Raw genomic sequence first — 18,781 nt, forward strand, 5'->3', positions numbered from 1 at the left:
CGAAGATAGCTGACATGACGACGACCCACCTCACCCGCCGTCGCGTCATCGACCTGCTGCGGACGGCAAGCGCCACCTGTCGCTGACGCGCCATCCCGTCATTCCCGGCGAGCTCCGCCATACCTCCTGTATCGCCCTTCCCGAGGGAGAGACATGTCTGTGCCTGAACCGCACGCTGCCTTGCACCGTCCTGCCCTGTCCGTCGTGCCCGACCGCGCCGAGGAACGGATCGTGGACGCCGACGTCTACAAGTCCGTCTTCCGCCGGCACGCCGCCGGCGTCGTGGTGATCACCGCGGACGCCGGCCACGGACCGGTCGGCTTCACCGCCACGTCGCTGGTGTCCGTGAGCCTGCTGCCGCCGCTGGTCTCGTTCGCGATCGCCTCCAGCGCGTCCAGCTGGCCGACCGTGAGTACGGCGACCAGCCTGGTGATCAACTTCCTGTCCGCCGACCAGCACGCGATCGCGGGCCGGTTCGCGACCAGCGGGATCGACCGGTTCGCCGAGCCGACCCGCTGGTCCCGGCTGGCCACCGGCGAACCCGCCCTCGACGACGCCCCGAGCCTCCTGCGCGCGCAGGTCGAGCACTGTTTCGCGGTCGGCGACCACTACCTGGTCGTCGCCCGCCTCGCCACCCACACCGAACGCCGTGAGCACGAGTCGCTGCTCTACCACGACGGCAACTACGCGAAAGCCCACCATGTCCAGTAAACGCCTCCTGACCATTCTCGCCCTCCTCGCCGTCGCGGTCACCGGCTGCAGCGCGAAGGCCGACGCCGGCGGCGCCGCGAAGCTGTCGCTCGACGCCGCGCTCCCGACCACGATCCCGGACGGCACCAAGATCGTCGTCGGCGATCCCGCCACCGAGGTCGCGCTGAAGTTGTCCGGCCAGTACGACAAGGTGTCCAAGTACGTGCAGTTCGCGAACCTCAGCGGCGGTCCGCAGACCACCGAGGCGTTCCGGGCACACGCGCTCGACCTCGGGTCGGTCGCCGAGATCCCGTCGATCAACGCGACCTGGACCGGTCTGCACGTGAAGATCGTCGCCTCCAAGTTCCGGCTGGACCCGATCGCCCACCCGATCTACAAGCTCGGCATCGCGCCGGGGGTGTCGGTGAAGACGCTCGGCGACCTGCGCGGGAAGAAGATCGCGTACAGCCCGGGGCAGGCGCAGGGCGCACTGATCCTGAAGGTGCTGAAGAAGGCCGGGCTGACCAAGGAGGACGTGAAGCTGGTCGAGCTGCCCAGCACGGGTGACGTCTACGTGCAGGCACTCGCCGGCAAGCAGGTCGATGTCGCCCCGATCGGCGGCGTCCAGATCAAGCGGTACCTGGCGAAGTACGGCAAGGACGGTGGCGCCGTGATCGACCACGGTCTGCGGGACGACGCCGGTCACCTCTACGGCCCGGTCGAGTCGCTCGAGGATCCCGGGAAGGCGGCCGCGATCCGCGCGTACGTCGCTGCCTGGGGCGTCGCGCAGGACTGGATCGACAAGCACCCCAAGGAGTGGATCGAGGGGTACTACGTGAAGGACCAGGGGCTCAGCGCGGCGGACGGCCAGTGGCTGGTCGACAACGCCGGGCACCCGGACATCCCGGCCGACTGGAGCGCCGCGATCCAGCGCCAGCAGCAGACCATCGAACTGCTCGCCAAGGAGACCGGCAACCCGGTGATCCAGGCGAAGGACCTGTTCGACCTGCGGTTCCAGACCGTCGCTGCCGACGCGATCAAGGCAGGTGCCAAATGAGCGCGACCACCCTGCCCGGGCTCCGTACCCGGGCCGCCGCGAGCCCCGTCGTACGGCGCCGTCGGCTCGGACCGGGTAGGCCGATCAGGTTCGGCGCCGCGATCGGTCCGGTACTCCTGCTGGTGATCTGGAGCGTCGGGTCCGCCGCTGGTTGGATCGACCAACGGATCCTGTCCGCGCCGTGGACCGTGGTGAGCACGGCCGGCGAACTGATCTCCGACGGCCGCCTGCAGTCGAACCTGTGGACGTCCGCCCAGCGGGCCCTGCTCGGACTCGCGCTCGGCATCGTGCTGGGCGTCGTACTGGCGCTGATCTCCGGCCTGTCCCGGATCGGCGAGGCGGTGCTCGACGGCCCGATCCAGATCAAGCGGGCGATCCCGTCGCTGGCGTTGCTGCCGCTGCTGATCCTCTGGCTCGGGATCGGCGAGTCGATGAAGGTCGTCACCATCCTGCTCGGGGTGTTCGTGCCGATCTACCTCCACACCCACAACGGCCTCCGCACGATCGACAGCCGGTACGTCGAACTCGCGCAGACCGTCGGGCTCTCGCAGTGGCAGTTCATCCGCCGCGTCGTACTCCCGGGTGCGCTGCCCGGCTTCCTGCTCGGACTGCGGTTCGCGGTCACCGGCGCCTGGCTGTCGCTCGTCGTCGTCGAGCAGATCAACTCCACCAGCGGTATCGGCTACATGATGGAGCTGGCCCGCACGTACGGGCAGACCGACATCATCATCGTCGGCCTGGTCGTGTACGGCGTCCTGGGTCTGCTCTCCGACGGGGTCGTCCGCCTGATCCAGAGGAGGGCCCTGTCATGGCGACGCACACTGGCCTCCTGACCGTCCAGGTCCGTGATCTCGTCCGCCGGTACGACGAGCGCGCGGTACTGGACGGGCTGGACCTTGACATCGAGCCCGGCGAGTTCGTGGCGCTGCTGGGGAAGAGCGGGTCCGGGAAGAGCACGCTGTTGCGGGCGCTGGCCGGGCTCGACTACGACGTCGACGGATCCGGTGAGCTCGTCGTCCCTGCCAACGTGTCGGTGGTCTTCCAGGACTCGCGGTTGTTGCCGTGGGCAAGAGTTCTCGACAACGTCGTACTCGGACTGGGCGGGGCCGAGGAGCGCGGTCGCCGGAGCCTGGACGAGGTCGGGCTCGCCGGTCGCGAGAAGGCCTGGCCGAACGAGTTGTCCGGTGGTGAGCAGCAGCGGGTCGCGCTGGCCCGGTCGCTGGTCCGCGAGCCCCAGCTCTTGCTCGCCGACGAGCCGTTCGGGGCGCTGGACGCGTTGACCCGGTTGAAGATGCACGCGCTGCTGCGGAAGCTGTGCGCCGCGCACCAACCCGCAGTGCTGCTGGTGACGCACGACGTCGACGAGGCGATCGTGCTGGCCGACCGGGTGATCGTGCTCGACGCCGGCCGGATCGTCGCCGAGGAGACGATCACGCTGACCGGGTCGCGGAGCGCGGCGGATCCGGAATTCGCCGCGGTCCGCTCGCGGCTTCTCGACGCTTTGGGGGTCTCGGTATGAGCAAGCAGTTGCACCTGAACGCGTTCCTGATGAGCACCGGGCACCACGAGGCGTCCTGGCGGCTGCCGGAGAGCGACCCGTTCGCGAACACGTCGGTCGAGCACTACCAGAAGCTGGCGCAGCTCGCCGAGCGCGGTCTCTTCGACTCGATCTTCTTCGCGGACTCGCCGGTGCTGTTCGGGGACGTGGGTCGGCGGCCGGCCGGGTCGCTGGAGCCGACCGTGCTGCTGACCGCGATCGCGGCCGTGACATCGCGGATCGGGCTGATCGCGACCGCGTCCACGACGTACAACGAGCCGTACAACCTGGCCCGGCGGTTCGCCAGCGTCGACCACGTGAGCGGCGGGCGGGCCGGGTGGAACGTCGTCACCACGGCCGGTCCCGAGGCGGCGCTGAACTTCAACCTCAGCGATCAGCCGTCGCACGCGGAGCGGTACGAGCGGGCCGCCGAGTTCCTGGAGGTCGCGTACCAGCTGTGGGACTCGTGGCAGGACGACGCGGCGGTCGCGGACAAGTCCGAGGGCGTCTGGGCCGTGCAGGAGCGCGTCGTACCGATCGACCACAGCGGACGGCACTTCCAGGTCCGCGGGCCGCTCAACCTGCCGCGGTCGCCGCAAGGGCATCCGTTGATCGTGCAGGCCGGGTCGTCGGAGGACGGCAAGGGGCTGGCCGCGCGGTACGCCGAGGCGGTGTTCACCGCGCAGCAGACGCTGGAGGACGCGCAGGACTTCTACCAGGACCTCAAGGGGCGGGCGGTCGCGCTCGGGCGGGACCCGTCGACGATCAAGATCCTGCCCGGGATCGTGCCGGTGATCGGGTCCACGGTCGAGGAGGCGCAGCGGCTGGAGCACCAGCTGGACTCGCTGATCCGGCCCGAGTACGCCCGGCTGCAACTGGCGCGGACGCTCCGGGTCTCGCCGGAGGACCTGCCGCTCGACCAGCAGCTGCCCGCCGACCTCCCGGACGAGGACGAGATCGAGGGCGCGAAGAGCCGGTACACGCTGATCGTCACGCTCGCCCGCCGCGAGAACCTGACGGTCCGCGAGCTGATCGGCCGGCTCGGCGGCGGGCGTGGGCACCGGACGTTCACCGGTACGCCGGAGCAGGTCGCGGACGCGATCCAGCACTGGTTCGAGGCGGGCGCGGCGGACGGGTTCAACGTGATGCCGCCGGTGCTCCCGTCCGGGCTCACGACGTTTGTCGACGAGGTGATCCCGATCCTGCAGGCGCGCGGCCTGTTCCGCACGTCGTACACCGGCACGACCTTGCGCGACCACTACGGCCTCCCACGCCCCGCGGGCCGCACGCCGTCGCTGCAGGAGGCGACCGCCTGATCCGCTGGTGCTGGGCCCGTCAGGTGGCCGGCCCAGCATCAGCCCATCACTCCACCTGTACGACCAGCTTTCCGACGGCCTTGCCGTCCTGCATGATGCGGTGCGCCTCGCCGATCTCGTCCATCGTGAAGACACGGTCGATCCGGATCGGGAGCTTGCCGGCCGCGACCAGGTCGACGTACCGCTGGAACGTCTCGGCGGGCAGGTCCGAACTCTCGCCGCCGTACGCGGTCAGCCGGACGCCGTTCGGAAGGTAGTCCATCGGGTAGAAGTCGGGGATCGTCCAGGTATCGCTGAGCATTCCGGTGAAACACACAGTCCCGCGGACGGCCGTCGCTTTGAGGGTGTCCGGGAGAACATTCGTGCCGACCAGTTCAAGTGCCGTGTGCACCCCGTCCGGGAGAATGGCCCGGACCTTTTCCGCGACGTTGCCGTCGTCAACGATCGGGTGATCGACGCCGACGACGACCACCTGCTGCCCCGGTGCGAACTCGCCGCCGGGTGCCAGGTCGACGGTGCCGGCCGCCTCGATCCCGGAGATCAGCGGGAACCAGGCATTGGTCACCCATGATGGCCGACCCTGTGAAAGAGTTTCTCCATGCGGAAGAACCCGCGCGTTGTCGCCCACCGCGGAGCCAGTGCGGTTGACCCGGAACACACGCTCGCGGCGTACCGCAGGGCCATCGAGGTCGGCGCGGACGGCCTCGAGTGTGACGTCCGGCTGACCGCGGACGGGCACCTGGTCTGCGTCCACGACCGGCGGATCGAACGTACGTCGAACGGCACCGGCGTGGTGTCCAGGATGAGCCTCGCGGAGCTGGAGCGGTACGACTGGGGCTCCTGGAAGAACGGGGACGACCGGCAGCCGGTCCTCACCCTCGAGACGCTGCTCGCGACCGTCCGGGACGCCGGGCGGCCGGTCGAGCTCGCGGTCGAGACCAAGCACCCGACCCGGTACGCCGGCCTCGTCGAACGCCGCCTGGTCGAGGCCCTGGACCGCTTCGGCTGGGCGCACCAGCGGCTCGGAACGGAGTCGCCGGTCCGGGTGATGAGCTTCTCCTGGCTCTCGCTCCGCCGGATGCGCGCCCTGGCCCCCGGCCTGCGCACCGTCCTGCTGATGGACCGGATCCCGCTGCGCTTCCGCGACGGCACCCTCCCGGCCGGCGTTTCGTACGCCGGACCGAGCCTGGCGATCGTCACCGCGAACCCGGAGTACGTCGACCGCGCGCACAAACACGGGCATCAGGTGCACGTCTGGACCGTGAACGCCGAGAACGACGTCCGGCAGTGCCGCGACATCGGCGTCGACGCGGTGATCAGCGACCGCCCGGACATGGCGCTGCGAGTACTGGGGGAAGAAGTAGGACGTCGCCCCTGACCTGCGGGTTTGTGACACGCCGGGACGGAATTGTGTGGCTTGCGTCACGCCGGTCTGGATACGTAGCGGGGTGAATGCGGGCGGTTATTGCAACGTTCAATTCCGTCGATTTCGTTACGGTTTCCGGGGGTTTAGGCGGGACTCCGCAGAGGGCTATGTAACGGAATACCTGCGGGTGTTTTCGGGGCCGGGTTCGTGGGCAGAACTCCCAGTGGCTGAACCGATCATCGAGGAGACCCTGCTTGTCCTCTGCGACCCTGCCCGCCGACGTCAGCGTCGTGGACGTCGTACTGCCGCACGAAGTGTCCGCGGTAGCGGACGCCCGGCGCCGTCTTGGCGCCTACCTGAAGCGCTACCGGGTCGCCCGCACCGCCTCCGACGACGCCCAGCTCGTTCTCTCCGAGCTGCTCTCGAACGCGATCCGGTACGCCCCGCCACTGCCCACCGGCGACGTCCGCGCCGCCTGGTGGATCGACGCGGCCGGCATCCACGTGGAGGTCACCGACGGCCGCGGTGACACCGAGCCGCAGCGCATCACCGACCCGCACCCCGAATCCATCGGCGGCCGCGGCCTGGCGATCGTCGACGTACTGACCACCGGCTGGGACGTCCGGACCGCCGCCACCCACCGCACCGTGCACGCCACCATCCCCAACTGACCGGCCCGGCGCCCAGTGCCGGGCGTTCGGTCGGTTGGCTCTGGGGTGGTGTGGGCTGTAAGACTGCGGGGTTATGGGAAAGAAGTCGCGGCAGCGCGCGCAGAACACGACTCCGACCGTCACGCTCGACCCGGCCGACCTGGTGGACGTCGGCCCGCGGGAACCGTGCCCGTGCGGCTCGGGTAAGCGGTTCAAGCAGTGCCACGGCAAGGACCGCGCACAGGCGGCGGACGCGTTCGTGGTCCGGCCGTTCGAGGGGCTGCCGTCGGAGTGTGACCTGATCGCGTTCCGCGAGATCGTCCCGTCCGGCAGCGTGCAGGTCGAGCTGGCCGGCGACAACGCCGGCAAGGTGGTGAACCTGGTGACGCTGCTCCCGATGGCGATGCCGGGTCTGGTCCGCGACGACGAGACGATCTGGATCGGCCTGCAGACGCACGCCTCCTCCGGAGACCCGAGCCGCGACCTCGGGCACGCGATCACCGCCGCACTCCGCACCGAGCCGGGCAACCCGATCCAGCTCGGCGACCTGATGAAGGACGGCCCGCGGCTGCAGGACCTGATCGACACCGGCAAGCCGCTCGACATCAAGGTCCACGAAGGCTTCGACTACTGGGTCGGCGAGAACGTCGAGGACCCGACCGGCGAGGTCGCAGCCGGCCTCGAGCGCGCGAACGCCGCCGCTGCTCCGACGGTACGGCTGGAGTCGGTCGAGGCGGCGTACTGGACCCAGATCGGCGACCGCATCTACCTCCGCTGGGTCATGCCGCACACCGAGGACACCCTCCTCGACGCCCTGGCCCGCCTGCATGCCGCGGGCTCCTCGGCGCTGGTCGACGGCAGCCGCCTGATCGGCTCCTTCCGCGCGCTCGGCGTACTGGCCCCGGTCTGGGAGCTGCCGGCCGGCACCGGAGCCGCCGACGTGGAGAAGCCCGCCGCGGACTTCGCCACCGCCCTGGAGAAGGCACTGGCGACCGAGGCCCCGCTGACCACCGAAGAGCGGGCCGCCAAGGCCGGTCTGGCGAGCCGCCAACTGACCATCCGCTGACCCGCCCCGGGAAGCGAGAACGCCCACCTCAGCTGGTGCTGAGGTGGGCGTTCTGCTGTCTTGCAATGGTCTAGGCCATGATCGTTCAAATTGGCCCAGAAACGTGGACGGCCCAAGTCCTGCTGACGGGGGAGCAACAGGGCCTGGGCCTAGGCATGAAGATTACCCAGGATGCCCGCCCGCCACAAGCCCCGATTTCACTCCGCGTGTCGCAGGCCTCACGCCAGCCCGCAGCCGGGTCGGGTCAGGCGGTGAGTGGGGCGCGGAGTACCGGGCAGGACATGCAGCGGGGGCCGCCGCGGCCGGAGCCCAGTTCGGAGCCGGAGATGCGGAGGACCTCGATGCCGGACTCTTCGAGGCGGGCGTTCGTCTCGACGGTGCGTTCGTACGCGATGCAGACCCGCGGGGCGACCGCGAGGGTGTTGTTCCCGTCGTCCCACTGTTCGCGTTCGGCGGTGACGGGGTCCAGGCCGGTGTCGATGCGGCGCAGGGTGTCGATGCCGAGCGCCTTCGCGGCGGCGACCAGGAACGGTTCGGGGGTGGCGATGTGGAGCTGCTCGCCGTCGGTGGTGACCGCGAGCGCGCGCATCTCCTCCGCCATGTTCGGGTACATCAGCACGGCGTCGGTGTCGACCATCGTGCAGACGGTGTCGAGGTGCATCGTCGCCCGCTGCTGCGCGATCGGTACGGCGAGCACGGTGTGCGCCAGGTCCTTCGCGAACACCCGCCGCGCCAGCCGCTCCACGCCGGCCGGCGTCGTCCGCTCCCCGACCCCGACGGCGAGTACGCCGGGGCCGAGCGCGAGGACGTCTCCGCCCTCGAGGTGCTCCAACTGGTGGTCGTACACCTTGTCGGCGCCCGCGAACCGCGGGTGGAACGTGTAGATCAGCTCGGTCAGCTGGGTCTCGCGGATCCGGGCCGGCATCGCCAGCGAGGTGACCGCGACCGAGTCCCGGATCCAGACGCTCGAGTCGCGGGTGAAGAGCAGGTTCGGCAGCGGGTCGATGAGGAAGTCCTCGTGCGCCAGGAGCGACGTGACCAACCCGCCCGCATGCACCTCGTCGTTGCGTACGCCGGCCATCAGCGCCTCGGCCAGCGCGGCCGGATCGAGGTCGCCGAGGGACGCCCGCAGGTAGTCGCGGAGCGTGTCGCCGAGCCGCAGGTCCTCGGTCGCGCCCACGACCGCCTGGGCGCGGGCTTCAGGGTCGTCGAGGGACTCCGTGAGCAGCTCGCCGAGGTACAGCACCTCGACGTCGCGGTCGCGGAGGGCCTGGGCGAAGGCGTCGTGCTCGTCCTGCGCCCGGCCGACCCACGGGATGCCGTCGAACAGCAGCTTGTCGTTGTTCCGCGGCGTGAGGCGCCGCAGCTCGTTGCCGGGCCGGTGCAGCATCACCGTTCGCAGCCGGCCGACCTCACTGTCGACGCCGTACGTCCTGTCAGCCATCCGTCCGCCCTTCGGTCGCGGTCTACCGACCACGCTACGACCATCCCGCTAATCTGTCTGATTGTCCGACAATATCAGTCACGTACGCGGTCGTAGAACAGGCAGAGGGCGCCCGACTCGGTGGGGGTCGAGGCGGCCAGCTTCCAGGACGTGGCCGGGAGGCCGTCCTCGAACAGGCGGGCGCCGCCGCCGACCAGCTCGGGGGCGAGGGTGATGCTGAGGCGGTCGATCTCGTCGGCGGCGAGCAGCGCGCGGATCACGCTGGAGCTGGCCAGCACGATGATGTCGCCGCCGTCCTGGGCGCGGAGTCGCTTGACCACGTCCGCCGGTTCGCCGTCCGCGATCCGGGAGTTCTGCCACGGGGCCTCGGTCAGGGTTGTGGAGAAGACGACCTTCTCGGTCTCGTTCAGCCAGCGGGAGAACGTGCGGTCCTGCGGAGCGGCGTTCTCGTCGTCGGCGACCGACGGCCAGAAGCTGCCGAAGCCCTCGTAGTTCTTCCGGCCGAGCAGGGCGGTGGTGGCCGGTCCGGTAACCCGGAGCATGTGCTCGCGGGCGCCCTCGGTGATCGCGTGCGGCACGATCCAGCTCATGTCGTAGTCGCCGCCGGCACCGTTGGTGCGGCCGTCGAGCGAGAGTGAGAAGTTGGCAACCACGGTGCGGGTCATGTCGGTACCTCTTCCGGTTCGGTTCTGCTGATGTCTCACATCCTGCTGCCGTCGCCCCGGCGGAACATCTGCCAGCTGGCCGATATCGCCCGCGCGCCCGGCCGATCGTTCGAAAGAACGAGATCTCCACAGGTGGCCGATACTGAGGAGATCGATCGCCTGCCGAGGAACTAGGCTGCGGTGCTGTGCCCGGTGATGCTGTGCTCGAAAAGCCCGACGAAACGCCCGACGACAAGGAACCGTTCGAGCGTGCTGTCGCCTGCGTGATTCCGGCGAAGGACGAGGCCGGCCGGATCGCGGCGACCGTCGACGCGGTGCACAAGATCATCGGCGTCGACCTGGTCGTGGTCGTCGACGACGGCTCCACGGACCGGACGGCCGAGGTGGCCGAGCAGGCCGGCGCCGTCGTCGTACGGCACGAGCGGAACCGTGGGAAGGCCGCGGCGATGGAGACCGGCGCGGCGGCTGTCGCCGAGCGCGACGGGGCCCGCCCGCGGCACCTGCTGTTCCTGGACGCCGACCTGACCGAGACCGCGGCCGCGGCCGGACCGTTGATCGAGCCGGTGCAGACGGGCCGTGCGGACATGACCATCGGGACGCTGCCGGCACAGGTCCGTGCCGACGGGTCCAAGGCCGGCGGACACGGGTTCGTCGTCCGCCTCGCGCGGGCCGGGATCCGGGAGGCGACGGGCTGGGCGCCCGAGCAGCCGTTGTCCGGGCAGCGCTGTCTGACCCGCGCAGCGTTCGACTCCGCCGTACCGCTGGCCGCCGGGTTCGGGGTCGAGACCGCGCTGACGATCGATCTCGGGCGGAAGGGCTTCCGGATCGTGGAGGTGCCGATCGAGGTCCGGCACCGCGCGACCGGGACCGATCTGCGCGGGCAGCTGCACCGCGCGAAGCAGTACCTGCACGTCCGGCGTGCGCTCGCCGCTCGCAGTGCGCTGCCCGCGGACGGTGGTGGACCGTCGCTGCGCAGCCTGTTCCCGCGGAAGTCCGCGCAATGAGCACCGACCTCGAGCTCGGACAGAAGTACGGCCGCCGCGCTGTCGCCCTCTACCTCGCGTGTACGGCGCTGATCGTCGCGGTCGGACTGCTCGGTCCGTCCGTCGTGGTGCTGACGCTGACCAACCGGCACCCGTGGCTCCCGTCGTACTGGTTCGACGCCAAGCCGAACGACTGGCTCGTGTCGGTGATGATCTACGTCGCGATCCTGCTCGGCGGGTACGGCGTCTACCTTGCCACCAAGGCGCTACGGCACGGCTGGGCGCCGCGCGTCGACCGGTTGATTGCCTTGGGCATCGGTACGACGGCGGCCGTCACACTGGTCCCGCCGATGGCGTCCGGTGACGTGCTGATCTACGCGGCGTACGGGCGGATCATGGCGCTCGGCGGCGATCCGTACACGGCCTCCCCCGCGGACACCATCCGGCTCGGGTACGACCCGGTGATCACCGCGACCGAGCGGCCGTGGCAGGGCGCGCGCAGCGTGTACGGGCCGATCGCGACCTGGATACAGTGGCTGTCCTCGCTGATCGGCGGCGACTCCGCGCAGCTCACCGTGTGGATGCTGCAGGTGTCGGTCGCGATCAGCCTGGTCGTCACCGGTCTGCTGCTGGTCAAGCTGGTCGGCAAGGACCTGCCGGCCAAACGACGCGTGATCATGCTCAGCCTGGCGAACCCGCTGCTCCTGTGGGCGGTGCTGGCCGGCGCGCACAACGACTCGATCGCGGTGATGTTCGCGGTGGTCGCGCTGGTGCTGTTCCGCCGGCACGTGTTCCTGGCCGGCCTGATGCTCGGCGTCGCGGGCTGTACCAAGCTGTCGATCGGCCTGGTCGGCATCGCGATGCTCTGGGCGCTGCGGGCCGACCGGCGCAAGTGCCTGTACTTCTGCGGCGGCGGCGCGATCGCCATGGGCGGGCTGTACGCGATCGTCGGCCTGCAGGCGTTCCAGCAGGCGCGGTCGCAGACGTCGTTCATCTCCACCGGTACGCCGCACAAGGTGCTGCTGAGCCTCTTCGGCCTGTTCCTGCCGAACGGTCTGGTCCGGACGGTCATCGCGATCCTGGCCTGGGTCGGGCTGGTCGTGGTCGCGATCCTGCTGTCGCAGGTCTTCCCGAAGTCGTTGGTGCCGCAAACACATCCCGACGACCCGACCCCGGCCGCGATCCGGTACACCGCGATCTACGCGATCCCCTGGTCGCTGACCGCGATGTACTCGCTGCCCTGGTACGACGTGATCGCCTGGGCCGCACTGGCCGCGGTCGCCGCGTCGAAGGTCGACGGGTTGATGGTCGTCCGGACGACGATGCTCGCGATCGCGTACGTGCCCGGCCGGGACCCGCACGCCAGGCAGGTCGCCGCCAGCCTGTCGGACTCGCTGGAGTTCTTCAGCTCGCGGCTCCGCGACACCCTCTGCCCCGCGATCGAGCTGGCCGTGCTGATCGGCCTGATCCTCTGGGCCCGCCGCAACGGCGCCCAGTGGTGGCCGTACGACTGGCCCCGCCGCAAACAGAAACCCGTGCCGCAGAAAACCGCCGAGGTCAGTTAGCTCCAGAGGGACTCGGCGGCGGCGATGGCGCGGGCCAGGACCAGTTTCACCGGCTGGTTCAGTTCGGTGGCGGCCGCGACGACGTCGTCGTACTCGGGCTGCACGTTGACCACCTGGCCGTCGTACCGGGCGATCTTCACGCTGATCGGGTGGCCGTCGAGCTTGATCGTGCTGAACTCGCGGTCGGCGGCGTGCTTGCGGATCGGATACTCGCGGAGGCCGATCGCGGAGGTCTCGGTGAGGACGACCCGGCGTACGGCGTCGGCGTTCGTGCTGGTGACGAGGACCGAGAGGGTGTGCGCGGGGCGGCCCTTCTTCATCAGGATCGGGGTCAGCCACGCGTCGGCGGCGCCCGCGGTGAGCAGCTTCGCGAGGACCTGCGGCCACAGGCGGGGGTCGAGGTCGTCGACGTTCGTCTCGTAGACGAGCTCGGTCGCCGGGCGGTCGGTGGAGTCGCCGATGATCACCCGCAGGATGTTCGGTACCTCGACCGGGTCGCGCCCGCCGGCGCCGACGCCGGTCGCGGTGACGCGCATCGGCGGCATCGGCCCGTACTCGTCGGCCAGGGTGGCGAGGAGTGCGGCGCCGGTCGGGGTGGTCATCTCGTACGGCGCGGTGCCGCCGAGGACCGGGGCGCCCGCCTCGGAAACGAGGTGCAGTACGGCGGGGCCCGGGATCGGGATGCCGCCGTGCTGACCGCGGACCTGCTTGCCGCTGCCGAGCGCGATCGGCGACACCACGACTCGATCCAGCCCGAGGCTCACGGCGGCAGCCGCGACACCCACGATGTCCGCGATCGCATCCAGCGCGCCGACCTCGTGGAAGTGCACGGTGTCCGGCTCCACCCCGTGCGCCGCCGCCTCCGCCCGAGCCAGCCGCCCGAACGTATCCAGCGCCCGAGCCCGCACAGATTCGTCGAGCGCAGCCCGCTCCAACAACCGCCGCACATCCGCCCAAGCCCGAGTCGGCCCGGAGTGCGGGTGGTGAGAGGACGTGCCGCCCTCGTGACCACCATCCTCGCCATGCCCGTGTCCGTGCCCGTGCCCGTGCCCGTGCCCATGACCGTGGCCTGCGTCTGGGATGTTCTCCGGGTGCGGCGTGCCGTTCACCTCGACCGTGGCTTTGGTGGCGGCGATCTGGTGGCGCGAGGTGCCTGCGACCGTCACCGACAACGAGGGGTCGACGGCGGCGACCGCCGCGTTCACGGACGCCAGGTCGGCCCCGGCCGAGATCAGAGCGCCGAGGAGCATGTCGCCGGAAGCGCCGGCGGAGCAGTCGAGCCAGGCGGTGCGCATCAGGCCTCCTTGGTTTCGCGGGGGCTGGACTGCCGGGCGACCCGAGCGGCGAACACGCCGGCCCCGAACCCGTTGTCGATGTTCACGACGGTCACGCCGGGCGCGCACGAGTTCAGCATCCCGAGGAGCGCCGCGAGCCCGCCGAACGAAGCGCCGTACCCGACCGACGTCGGCACCGCCACCAGCGGTACGCCGACCAGCCCGCCGACGACGCTCGGCAGCGCGCCCTCCATCCCGGCGACCACGATCAGGCAGTCCGCCTCCGCGAGCCGCTCGCGGACCCCGAGGATCCGGTGCAGCCCGGCCACGCCGACGTCCGTGATCACGTCCACCCCGGCCCCGAACACCCGGGCCGTCGTCGCCGCCTCGGCCGCGACCGGCGCATCCGACGTACCGGCCGCCACGACCGCCACCGTCCCGTGGGACGCCGGCGGCTCGCCGAGGATCGCCGTACGCCCGACCGGGTCGACCACCGCCTCCGGCAGCGCGGCCGTCACCGCCGCCTGCGCCTCGTCCGTCAACCGGGTCGCCAGGACGGCGTGACCGGGGTGGGTGGCGTGCAGGGTACGGAGCAGTTCCACGACCTGAGACGGCGTCTTGCCCGCGCCGTACACCACCTCGGCGTCGCCGGTGCGCTCCAGCCGGTCGGTGTCGAGCCGGGCGTACCCGAGGTCGTGAACGCCCGGTTGTGGGCCCTGATCAGGCAAATGTGTCACGCCGCGAATCTACGTTGCCGCGGCCCGACGTACCGCATCCGTCCCGAACCACGCACGCTGTGCGATCACCTGAACACTCAGGCAGCACATGCGATGCCTTAGGCTCTAGTCCCGTGTCTTCGACGTTAGCCGGTGCCTTCGGGGTCGCCGCCCTCTTTGTGGCGGTGCTTGCCCTGGTTTTCGCGATCCAGGCTCTCCGGGCCCGGACGGGCCCGGCTGCGCAGACAACATCCGGTACGCCGCCCGAACCGGAGCCGCAGCCCGCGCAGCCGGAGGCCAGACCCGGCACCGTGAAGTCGGAGCTCCGCAGGCTCGGCAAGGACCTCGAAGTCACCCGTGGCGAGCTGAAGGAGACCCTGCAGCATCTGGTCGTCGTGCGGTACGACGCGTTCGGCGACACCGGCGGCAAGCTCTCCTGGTCGATGGCACTGCTCGACGACCACGGCGACGGCGTCGTCCTCACGTCGATCAACAGCCGCGCCGACGCCCGCACGTACGCGAAGGAGATCAAGGCCTTCGCCAGCGAGTCGAAGCTCTCCCCCGAAGAGGAAGAAGCCATCGACACCCTCCGCAAGGAAGCCGGCCCAACGGTCGACTGACAGGACCTACCGCCGCTTGGGGACGCGGGCGGTCAGCGCGCCCGGTTCGATCTCGGTGACCAGGTAGCGGCCGGGACCGATCGGGTCGCCGTCGAGCTGGCGCTGGACGTCGACGGCGGCGTGGATCTCGACCTTGCGGCCGGTGAAGCGCTCGAGGTACCTGTCGGTGCGCTTGGTGCGGGTCATCATCCCCCACAGGACGATCGGCCACTGGGTCACCCGCCGCGGCGCGATCACCACGACGTCGAGCAGGCCGTCGTCGGGGCGGGCGTCGGGCAGCAGCGGGATGTTCGCCTGCAGCATGCCGACGTTCCCGACCACCACGGTGCGGACCCGGCGCTCGATCGGCTCGGCGTCGTCGATGGTGATCTGCACCCGCACCGACGGGTGGTTCACGTTCTTCGCGGCCGACACCAGGTACGCCGTCCACCCGATCTGCTTCTTCAGGTGCGGCGGCGCGTCGGACATGATCGCGGCGTCCAGCCCGAGCCCGGCCATCACCGCGAACCGGTCGTTGTCCAGCTCGTCGCCGTGCACCGCGACCAGGTCGATCCGGCGGTCGCGGCCCTCGAGGATCCGCTCCAGCGCGTCGTCCAGGTCGAGCGGAATGTGCAGGTTGCGGGCCAGCAGGTTCCCGGTACCGGCCGGGATCACGCCGACCGGGATCCCGGTGTGCGCGAGCGCCGAGCAGACCACCCGGACGGTACCGTCGCCGCCGGCCACCAGCACCAGGTCCGACTGGTTCTCGATCGCCTGCTTCGCCATCGCGTTGCCGGCGTCGTCCTCGCGGGTCTCCAGCCACAGCGGGTCGTCGTACCCGCGGACCTCGAGCGCCCGCGTCACCTTCCGGCGGAACGCGACGCCGTCGCCGACCTTGATCGGGTTCACGATGACGGCCGCCCGCGGCGGGGCCGTCGTACCGTCGCCCTCCGACGCCGTATGCCGCCTGCGCCGCCGCCGCAGCCCGGGCCGGAGACCGAAGCCGATCGACGTCGCGGTCAGGAGCGCCAGCCCGAGCGCCCAGCCGCCGAGCACGTCGGACACGTAGTGCACGTCCAGCGCGATCCGGTCCGCGGACACGATCCACACCACCGCGATCACCGGCAGCAGCACCAGCAGCCGGAACCGCCGCCGCCAGCCGCGCACCGACGGCAGCACGACGCCGAGCGCCCCGGCCATCACGAACGCGGCCGTCGCATGACCGGAGACGTACGAGAACCCGGTCGTCTCGACCAGCATCCCGGCCGGCCGCTCGCGCGCGAAGACCGCCTTCACGACCTGGACGAGTACCAGCTCCGCGACCGCGGACGTGAGCAGCCAGATCGTCAGCAGCCGCGCCCGCCGGCGCCACAGGTACGCCGCGACGATCGCGATCACCGCCCGGGTCGTCCACGGCACAGCCACCGCGCCGATGAACTGCCAGACGTCGACCAGCCCCTCGTGCGCGGCGCCGTACGCGGAGGCGCGCGCCGCGACCGACTGGTCCCACCGGGCGAGCGGAGGCCAGTGCCCGAACACGAGCACCGTGAGCACCGTGAACGGCACCACACCCAGCGCCACCGTGAGCACACGGCCGGCCGCAGTACTGGGTGGGTGGTGGTTCATGGCCTGCTCAGATCCCCCCTCGGTGGTGACTGTTGCCAGCCCATCATCCCGAATAGACTTCGCCGCTTCAGACACGCCCCGATACCCTCAGGGTGTGATTGACGCGAAACTGCTCCGTGAGACCCCTGATGTCGTGCGCGCCGCCCTGACCAAGCGCGGCGAGAGTACGGACGTGGTCGACCAGATTCTGGTCGCCGACAGTGCGCGTCGATCGTCCATCTCCGCCTTCGAGGCGCTCCGGGCCGAGCAGAAGGCGCTCGGAAAGCAGGTCGCCCAGGCCAAGGGTGACGAGCGGGCCGCGCTGCTGGAGCGCACCAAGACGCTGGCCGCCGAGGTGAAGGCCAACGAGGCCGCCGCGAACGAGGCCGGCAGCCGCTACGACGCGCTGGCCGCCGCGCTGCCGAACCTGGTCTCCGACGAGGCCCCGGTGGGCGGCGAGGACGACTTCGTCGTGGTGGAGGAGGTCGGCAAGCCGCGCGACTTCGCCGCCGAGGGGTTCGAGCCCCGCGACCACCTCGCGCTGGGCGAGCTGCTCGGCGCGATCGACATGGAGCGCGGCGCGAAGATCAGCGGCTCGCGGTTCTACTTCCTCAAGGGCGCCGGGATGCTGCTGCAGCTCGGCATGCTGCAACTGGCCGTCCAGCAGGCGGTGGAGAACGGCTTCACCCCGATGATCACGCCGACGCTGGTCAAGCCCGAGGTGATGGGCGGCACCGGGTACCTGACGGCGCACGACGACGTCTACCGGCTCGAGGACCCCGAGCTGTACCTGACCGGTACGTCGGAGGTCGCGCTGGCCGGGTACCACATGGACGAGATCCTCGACCTGACCAACGGCCCGATCCGGTACGCCGGCTGGTCGTCCTGCTACCGGAAGGAAGCCGGGTCGCACGGGAAGGACACCCGCGGGATCATCCGCGTCCACCAGTTCGACAAGGTCGAGATGTTCTCCTACTGCAGGCTCGAGGACGCCGCCGCCGAGCACCTGCGGCTGCTGGCCTGGGAGAAGGAGATGCTCGACAAGATGGAGCTGAGCTACCGGGTGATCGACACCGCCACGGGTGACCTCGGCGTCTCGGCGTACCGGAAGTTCGACTGCGAGGCGTGGGTGCCGACGCAGGGCCGGTACCGCGAGCTGACCTCGACGTCGAACTGCACGGACTTCCAGGCCCGCCGGCTGAACATCCGGCACCGGGACGCCGACGGGAAGACGCAGCCGGTCGCGACGCTGAACGGCACGCTGGCCACCACCCGCTGGATCGTCGCGATCCTGGAGACGCACCAGCTGGCCGACGGCTCGGTCCGGGTCCCGACCGCACTGCAGCCGTACGTCGGCGGTCGTGAGGTTCTCGAGCCGGTCGCTCGATGACGGGACAGCCGACAGTAGTTGCCCTGGACATCGACGGCACGCTGATCGACCACGACGACGCGATGTCGCCCGCGGTCCTCGACGCGGTTCGGCGGGCCGCCGCGCAGGTGCCCGTCGTACTGGCCACCGGTCGCGCCTGGTCGACGACCAAGCCGATCGCCGAGCGGCTGGGGCTGCCGGCCGGCGGATTCGTTGTCTGTAGCAACGGTGCGCGGACGCTGCGGTACCCGGACGGTGCGGTCGTCGACGAGCGGACCTTCGACCCGTCGACGGTGATCGCGTCGGTGCGCAGGTACGCGCCGAACGCGCGGATGGCGGTCGAGGACAGCGACGGCAGCTATCTGGTCACCGAGCCGTTCCCGGACGGTGATCTCGGTGTGGGTGCGCGGTTCCGGGTGGTGGGTGACGACGAGCTCGCACCGCAACCCGTGACCAGGCTGATCATCCGCGACCCGGAGCAGTCCGAGAGCGACTTCGTCCAGCTGGCGGAACGGCTCGGCCTGCACGGGGTCAGCTACTTCGTCGGCTGGACCGCATGGCTCGACATCGCACCGGAGGGTGTGGACAAGTCGACGGGCCTCAAGGTCGCGCTCGCGCAGCTCGACCTGGATCCGTCCGGCCTGCTGGCGATCGGCGACGGCCGCAACGACATCGAGATGCTGACGTACGCCGCTGTCGGCGTCGCGATGGGATCCGCGCCCGAAGAGGTCAAGCTGGCCGCCGACGAGGTCACCAAGTCGGTCCAGGACGACGGCGTCGCCGCCGTACTCAACCGCTGGTTCTGAGTCAAGCACTTTCGGTCACAACCGAATTCCTTGACAGTTGACAAGAAAAGGCCCGGAAATCCTGCGTGTGCAG

20 protein-coding genes are annotated in these 18,781 nt (G+C 70.3%); 14 read left to right on the forward strand and 6 right to left on the reverse strand.

The genetic code is table 11. The features are described 5' to 3' along the window. Positions 1-14: 14 nt before the first annotated feature. The 6 genes from JOF29_RS46060 to JOF29_RS24980 all read left to right on the forward strand — a co-directional run bounded on the left by JOF29_RS46060 (position 15) and on the right by JOF29_RS24980 (position 4,600). The gene (locus JOF29_RS46060) at positions 15-86 is read left to right on the forward strand and encodes a putative leader peptide (protein ID WP_350281628.1); all 72 of its coding nucleotides are present in this window, start codon (positions 15-17) and stop codon (positions 84-86) included. 67 nt (positions 87-153) lie between these two features. Further along, positions 154-711 (forward strand): flavin reductase family protein, encoded by a 558-nt coding sequence (locus JOF29_RS24960; RefSeq protein WP_209696888.1) that lies wholly within the window; start codon positions 154-156, stop codon positions 709-711. Next, positions 701-1,747 carry an ABC transporter substrate-binding protein gene (locus JOF29_RS24965; RefSeq protein ID WP_209696889.1) on the forward strand — a complete coding sequence of 349 codons (1,047 nt, stop codon included), beginning with the start codon at positions 701-703 and terminating at the stop codon, positions 1,745-1,747. The genes JOF29_RS24960 and JOF29_RS24965 overlap by 11 nt, the downstream gene beginning before the upstream one ends. Next, a complete protein-coding gene (locus JOF29_RS24970; protein ID WP_209696890.1) occupies positions 1,744-2,580 on the forward strand; it encodes an ABC transporter permease in 837 nt (278 codons plus the stop codon). Before JOF29_RS24965 ends, JOF29_RS24970 begins: the two co-directional genes overlap by 4 nt. Continuing rightward, positions 2,556-3,266: an ABC transporter ATP-binding protein gene (locus JOF29_RS24975; RefSeq protein WP_209696891.1), complete on the forward strand. Its 711-nt coding sequence runs from the start codon at positions 2,556-2,558 to the stop codon at positions 3,264-3,266. The genes JOF29_RS24970 and JOF29_RS24975 overlap by 25 nt, the downstream gene beginning before the upstream one ends. Beyond that, positions 3,263-4,600: an LLM class flavin-dependent oxidoreductase gene (locus JOF29_RS24980; RefSeq protein WP_209696892.1), complete on the forward strand. Its 1,338-nt coding sequence runs from the start codon at positions 3,263-3,265 to the stop codon at positions 4,598-4,600. The genes JOF29_RS24975 and JOF29_RS24980 overlap by 4 nt, the downstream gene beginning before the upstream one ends. 46 nt (positions 4,601-4,646) lie before the next feature. On the opposite strand, the gene JOF29_RS24985 is transcribed toward JOF29_RS24980, so the two are convergent. Then, entirely contained in the window at positions 4,647-5,165 is a 519-nt protein-coding gene (locus tag JOF29_RS24985; RefSeq protein ID WP_307863663.1) for a zinc-binding dehydrogenase, read from the reverse strand. Positions 5,166-5,198: 33 nt separating this feature from the next. Between JOF29_RS24985 and JOF29_RS24990 the strand changes: the two genes are divergently transcribed. The 3 genes from JOF29_RS24990 (at position 5,199) to JOF29_RS25000 (ending at position 7,682) form a co-directional block, all read left to right on the forward strand. Continuing rightward, positions 5,199-5,978, forward strand: coding sequence for a glycerophosphodiester phosphodiesterase (locus tag JOF29_RS24990; protein ID WP_209696893.1), 780 nt, complete (start codon positions 5,199-5,201; stop codon positions 5,976-5,978). A gap of 242 nt (positions 5,979-6,220) precedes the next feature. Continuing rightward, positions 6,221-6,637, forward strand: a complete 417-nt coding sequence (locus JOF29_RS24995; protein WP_209696894.1) for an ATP-binding protein — start codon at positions 6,221-6,223, stop codon at positions 6,635-6,637. Positions 6,638-6,710: 73 nt separating this feature from the next. Beyond that, positions 6,711-7,682 carry a DUF5926 family protein gene (locus JOF29_RS25000; protein WP_209696895.1) on the forward strand — a complete coding sequence of 324 codons (972 nt, stop codon included), beginning with the start codon at positions 6,711-6,713 and terminating at the stop codon, positions 7,680-7,682. 244 nt (positions 7,683-7,926) lie between these two features. On the opposite strand, the gene JOF29_RS25005 is transcribed toward JOF29_RS25000, so the two are convergent. Together JOF29_RS25005 and JOF29_RS25010 are read right to left on the reverse strand one after the other, a co-directional pair. Then, entirely contained in the window at positions 7,927-9,126 is a 1,200-nt protein-coding gene (locus JOF29_RS25005; protein WP_209696896.1) for an arginine deiminase, read from the reverse strand. A 74-nt stretch (positions 9,127-9,200) separates the two neighbouring features. Then, a complete protein-coding gene (locus JOF29_RS25010) occupies positions 9,201-9,791 on the reverse strand; it encodes a dihydrofolate reductase family protein (protein ID WP_209696897.1) in 591 nt (196 codons plus the stop codon). A 185-nt stretch (positions 9,792-9,976) separates the two neighbouring features. On the opposite strand from JOF29_RS25010, the gene JOF29_RS25015 reads away from it, so the two are divergent. Together JOF29_RS25015 and mptB are read left to right on the forward strand one after the other, a co-directional pair. Then, a complete protein-coding gene (locus JOF29_RS25015; RefSeq protein WP_307863664.1) occupies positions 9,977-10,795 on the forward strand; it encodes a glycosyltransferase in 819 nt (272 codons plus the stop codon). After that, a complete protein-coding gene (mptB, locus tag JOF29_RS25020; protein WP_209696898.1) occupies positions 10,792-12,339 on the forward strand; it encodes a polyprenol phosphomannose-dependent alpha 1,6 mannosyltransferase MptB in 1,548 nt (515 codons plus the stop codon). The genes JOF29_RS25015 and mptB overlap by 4 nt, the downstream gene beginning before the upstream one ends. Here the strand turns inward: mptB and larC are convergent. Both larC and larB read right to left on the reverse strand, forming a co-directional pair. Continuing rightward, entirely contained in the window at positions 12,336-13,634 is a 1,299-nt protein-coding gene (gene larC, locus JOF29_RS25025; protein WP_209696899.1) for a nickel pincer cofactor biosynthesis protein LarC, read from the reverse strand. The two genes, mptB and larC, sit on opposite strands and share 4 nt — an antisense overlap. After that, the gene (gene larB / locus JOF29_RS25030) at positions 13,634-14,350 is read right to left on the reverse strand and encodes a nickel pincer cofactor biosynthesis protein LarB (protein ID WP_209696900.1); all 717 of its coding nucleotides are present in this window, start codon (positions 14,348-14,350) and stop codon (positions 13,634-13,636) included. The genes larC and larB overlap by 1 nt, the downstream gene beginning before the upstream one ends. Positions 14,351-14,463: 113 nt before the next feature. On the opposite strand from larB, the gene JOF29_RS25035 reads away from it, so the two are divergent. Continuing rightward, positions 14,464-14,949 (forward strand): DUF4446 family protein, encoded by a 486-nt coding sequence (locus JOF29_RS25035; protein ID WP_209696901.1) that lies wholly within the window; start codon positions 14,464-14,466, stop codon positions 14,947-14,949. Positions 14,950-14,955: 6 nt separating this feature from the next. Here the strand turns inward: JOF29_RS25035 and JOF29_RS25040 are convergent, their stop codons facing one another. Continuing rightward, positions 14,956-16,554, reverse strand: a complete 1,599-nt coding sequence (locus tag JOF29_RS25040; RefSeq protein WP_209696902.1) for a bifunctional phosphatase PAP2/diacylglycerol kinase family protein — start codon at positions 16,552-16,554, stop codon at positions 14,956-14,958. A gap of 94 nt (positions 16,555-16,648) precedes the next feature. On the opposite strand from JOF29_RS25040, the gene serS reads away from it, so the two are divergent. Together serS and JOF29_RS25050 are read left to right on the forward strand one after the other, a co-directional pair. After that, positions 16,649-17,923, forward strand: coding sequence for a serine--tRNA ligase (gene serS / locus JOF29_RS25045; RefSeq protein ID WP_209696903.1), 1,275 nt, complete (start codon positions 16,649-16,651; stop codon positions 17,921-17,923). Continuing rightward, entirely contained in the window at positions 17,920-18,708 is a 789-nt protein-coding gene (locus JOF29_RS25050; protein WP_209696904.1) for an HAD family hydrolase, read from the forward strand. The genes serS and JOF29_RS25050 overlap by 4 nt, the downstream gene beginning before the upstream one ends. Positions 18,709-18,781 lie beyond the last annotated feature (73 nt).

It is taken from the genome of Kribbella aluminosa (genome assembly GCF_017876295.1).
Taxonomy (GTDB): Bacteria; Actinomycetota; Actinomycetes; order Propionibacteriales; family Kribbellaceae; genus Kribbella; species Kribbella aluminosa.

Excerpts from the sequence above, each read along its gene's own strand:
- JOF29_RS24960 (WP_209696888.1), top strand. The coding sequence starts at position 154 with ATGTCTGTGCCTGAACCGCACGCTGCCTTGCACCGTCCTGCCCTGTCC.
- JOF29_RS24965 (WP_209696889.1), top strand. The coding sequence starts at position 701 with ATGTCCAGTAAACGCCTCCTGACCATTCTCGCCCTCCTCGCCGTCGCG.
- JOF29_RS24970 (WP_209696890.1), top strand. The coding sequence starts at position 1,744 with ATGAGCGCGACCACCCTGCCCGGGCTCCGTACCCGGGCCGCCGCGAGC.
- JOF29_RS24975 (WP_209696891.1), top strand. The coding sequence starts at position 2,556 with ATGGCGACGCACACTGGCCTCCTGACCGTCCAGGTCCGTGATCTCGTC.
- JOF29_RS24980 (WP_209696892.1), top strand. The coding sequence starts at position 3,263 with ATGAGCAAGCAGTTGCACCTGAACGCGTTCCTGATGAGCACCGGGCAC.
- JOF29_RS24990 (WP_209696893.1), top strand. The coding sequence starts at position 5,199 with ATGCGGAAGAACCCGCGCGTTGTCGCCCACCGCGGAGCCAGTGCGGTT.
- JOF29_RS25000 (WP_209696895.1), top strand. The coding sequence starts at position 6,711 with ATGGGAAAGAAGTCGCGGCAGCGCGCGCAGAACACGACTCCGACCGTC.
- JOF29_RS25005 (WP_209696896.1), bottom strand. The coding sequence starts at position 9,126 with ATGGCTGACAGGACGTACGGCGTCGACAGTGAGGTCGGCCGGCTGCGA.
- JOF29_RS25010 (WP_209696897.1), bottom strand. The coding sequence starts at position 9,791 with ATGACCCGCACCGTGGTTGCCAACTTCTCACTCTCGCTCGACGGCCGC.
- mptB (WP_209696898.1), top strand. The coding sequence starts at position 10,792 with ATGAGCACCGACCTCGAGCTCGGACAGAAGTACGGCCGCCGCGCTGTC.
- larC (WP_209696899.1), bottom strand. The coding sequence starts at position 13,634 with ATGCGCACCGCCTGGCTCGACTGCTCCGCCGGCGCTTCCGGCGACATG.
- JOF29_RS25040 (WP_209696902.1), bottom strand. The coding sequence starts at position 16,554 with ATGAACCACCACCCACCCAGTACTGCGGCCGGCCGTGTGCTCACGGTG.
- JOF29_RS25050 (WP_209696904.1), top strand. The coding sequence starts at position 17,920 with ATGACGGGACAGCCGACAGTAGTTGCCCTGGACATCGACGGCACGCTG.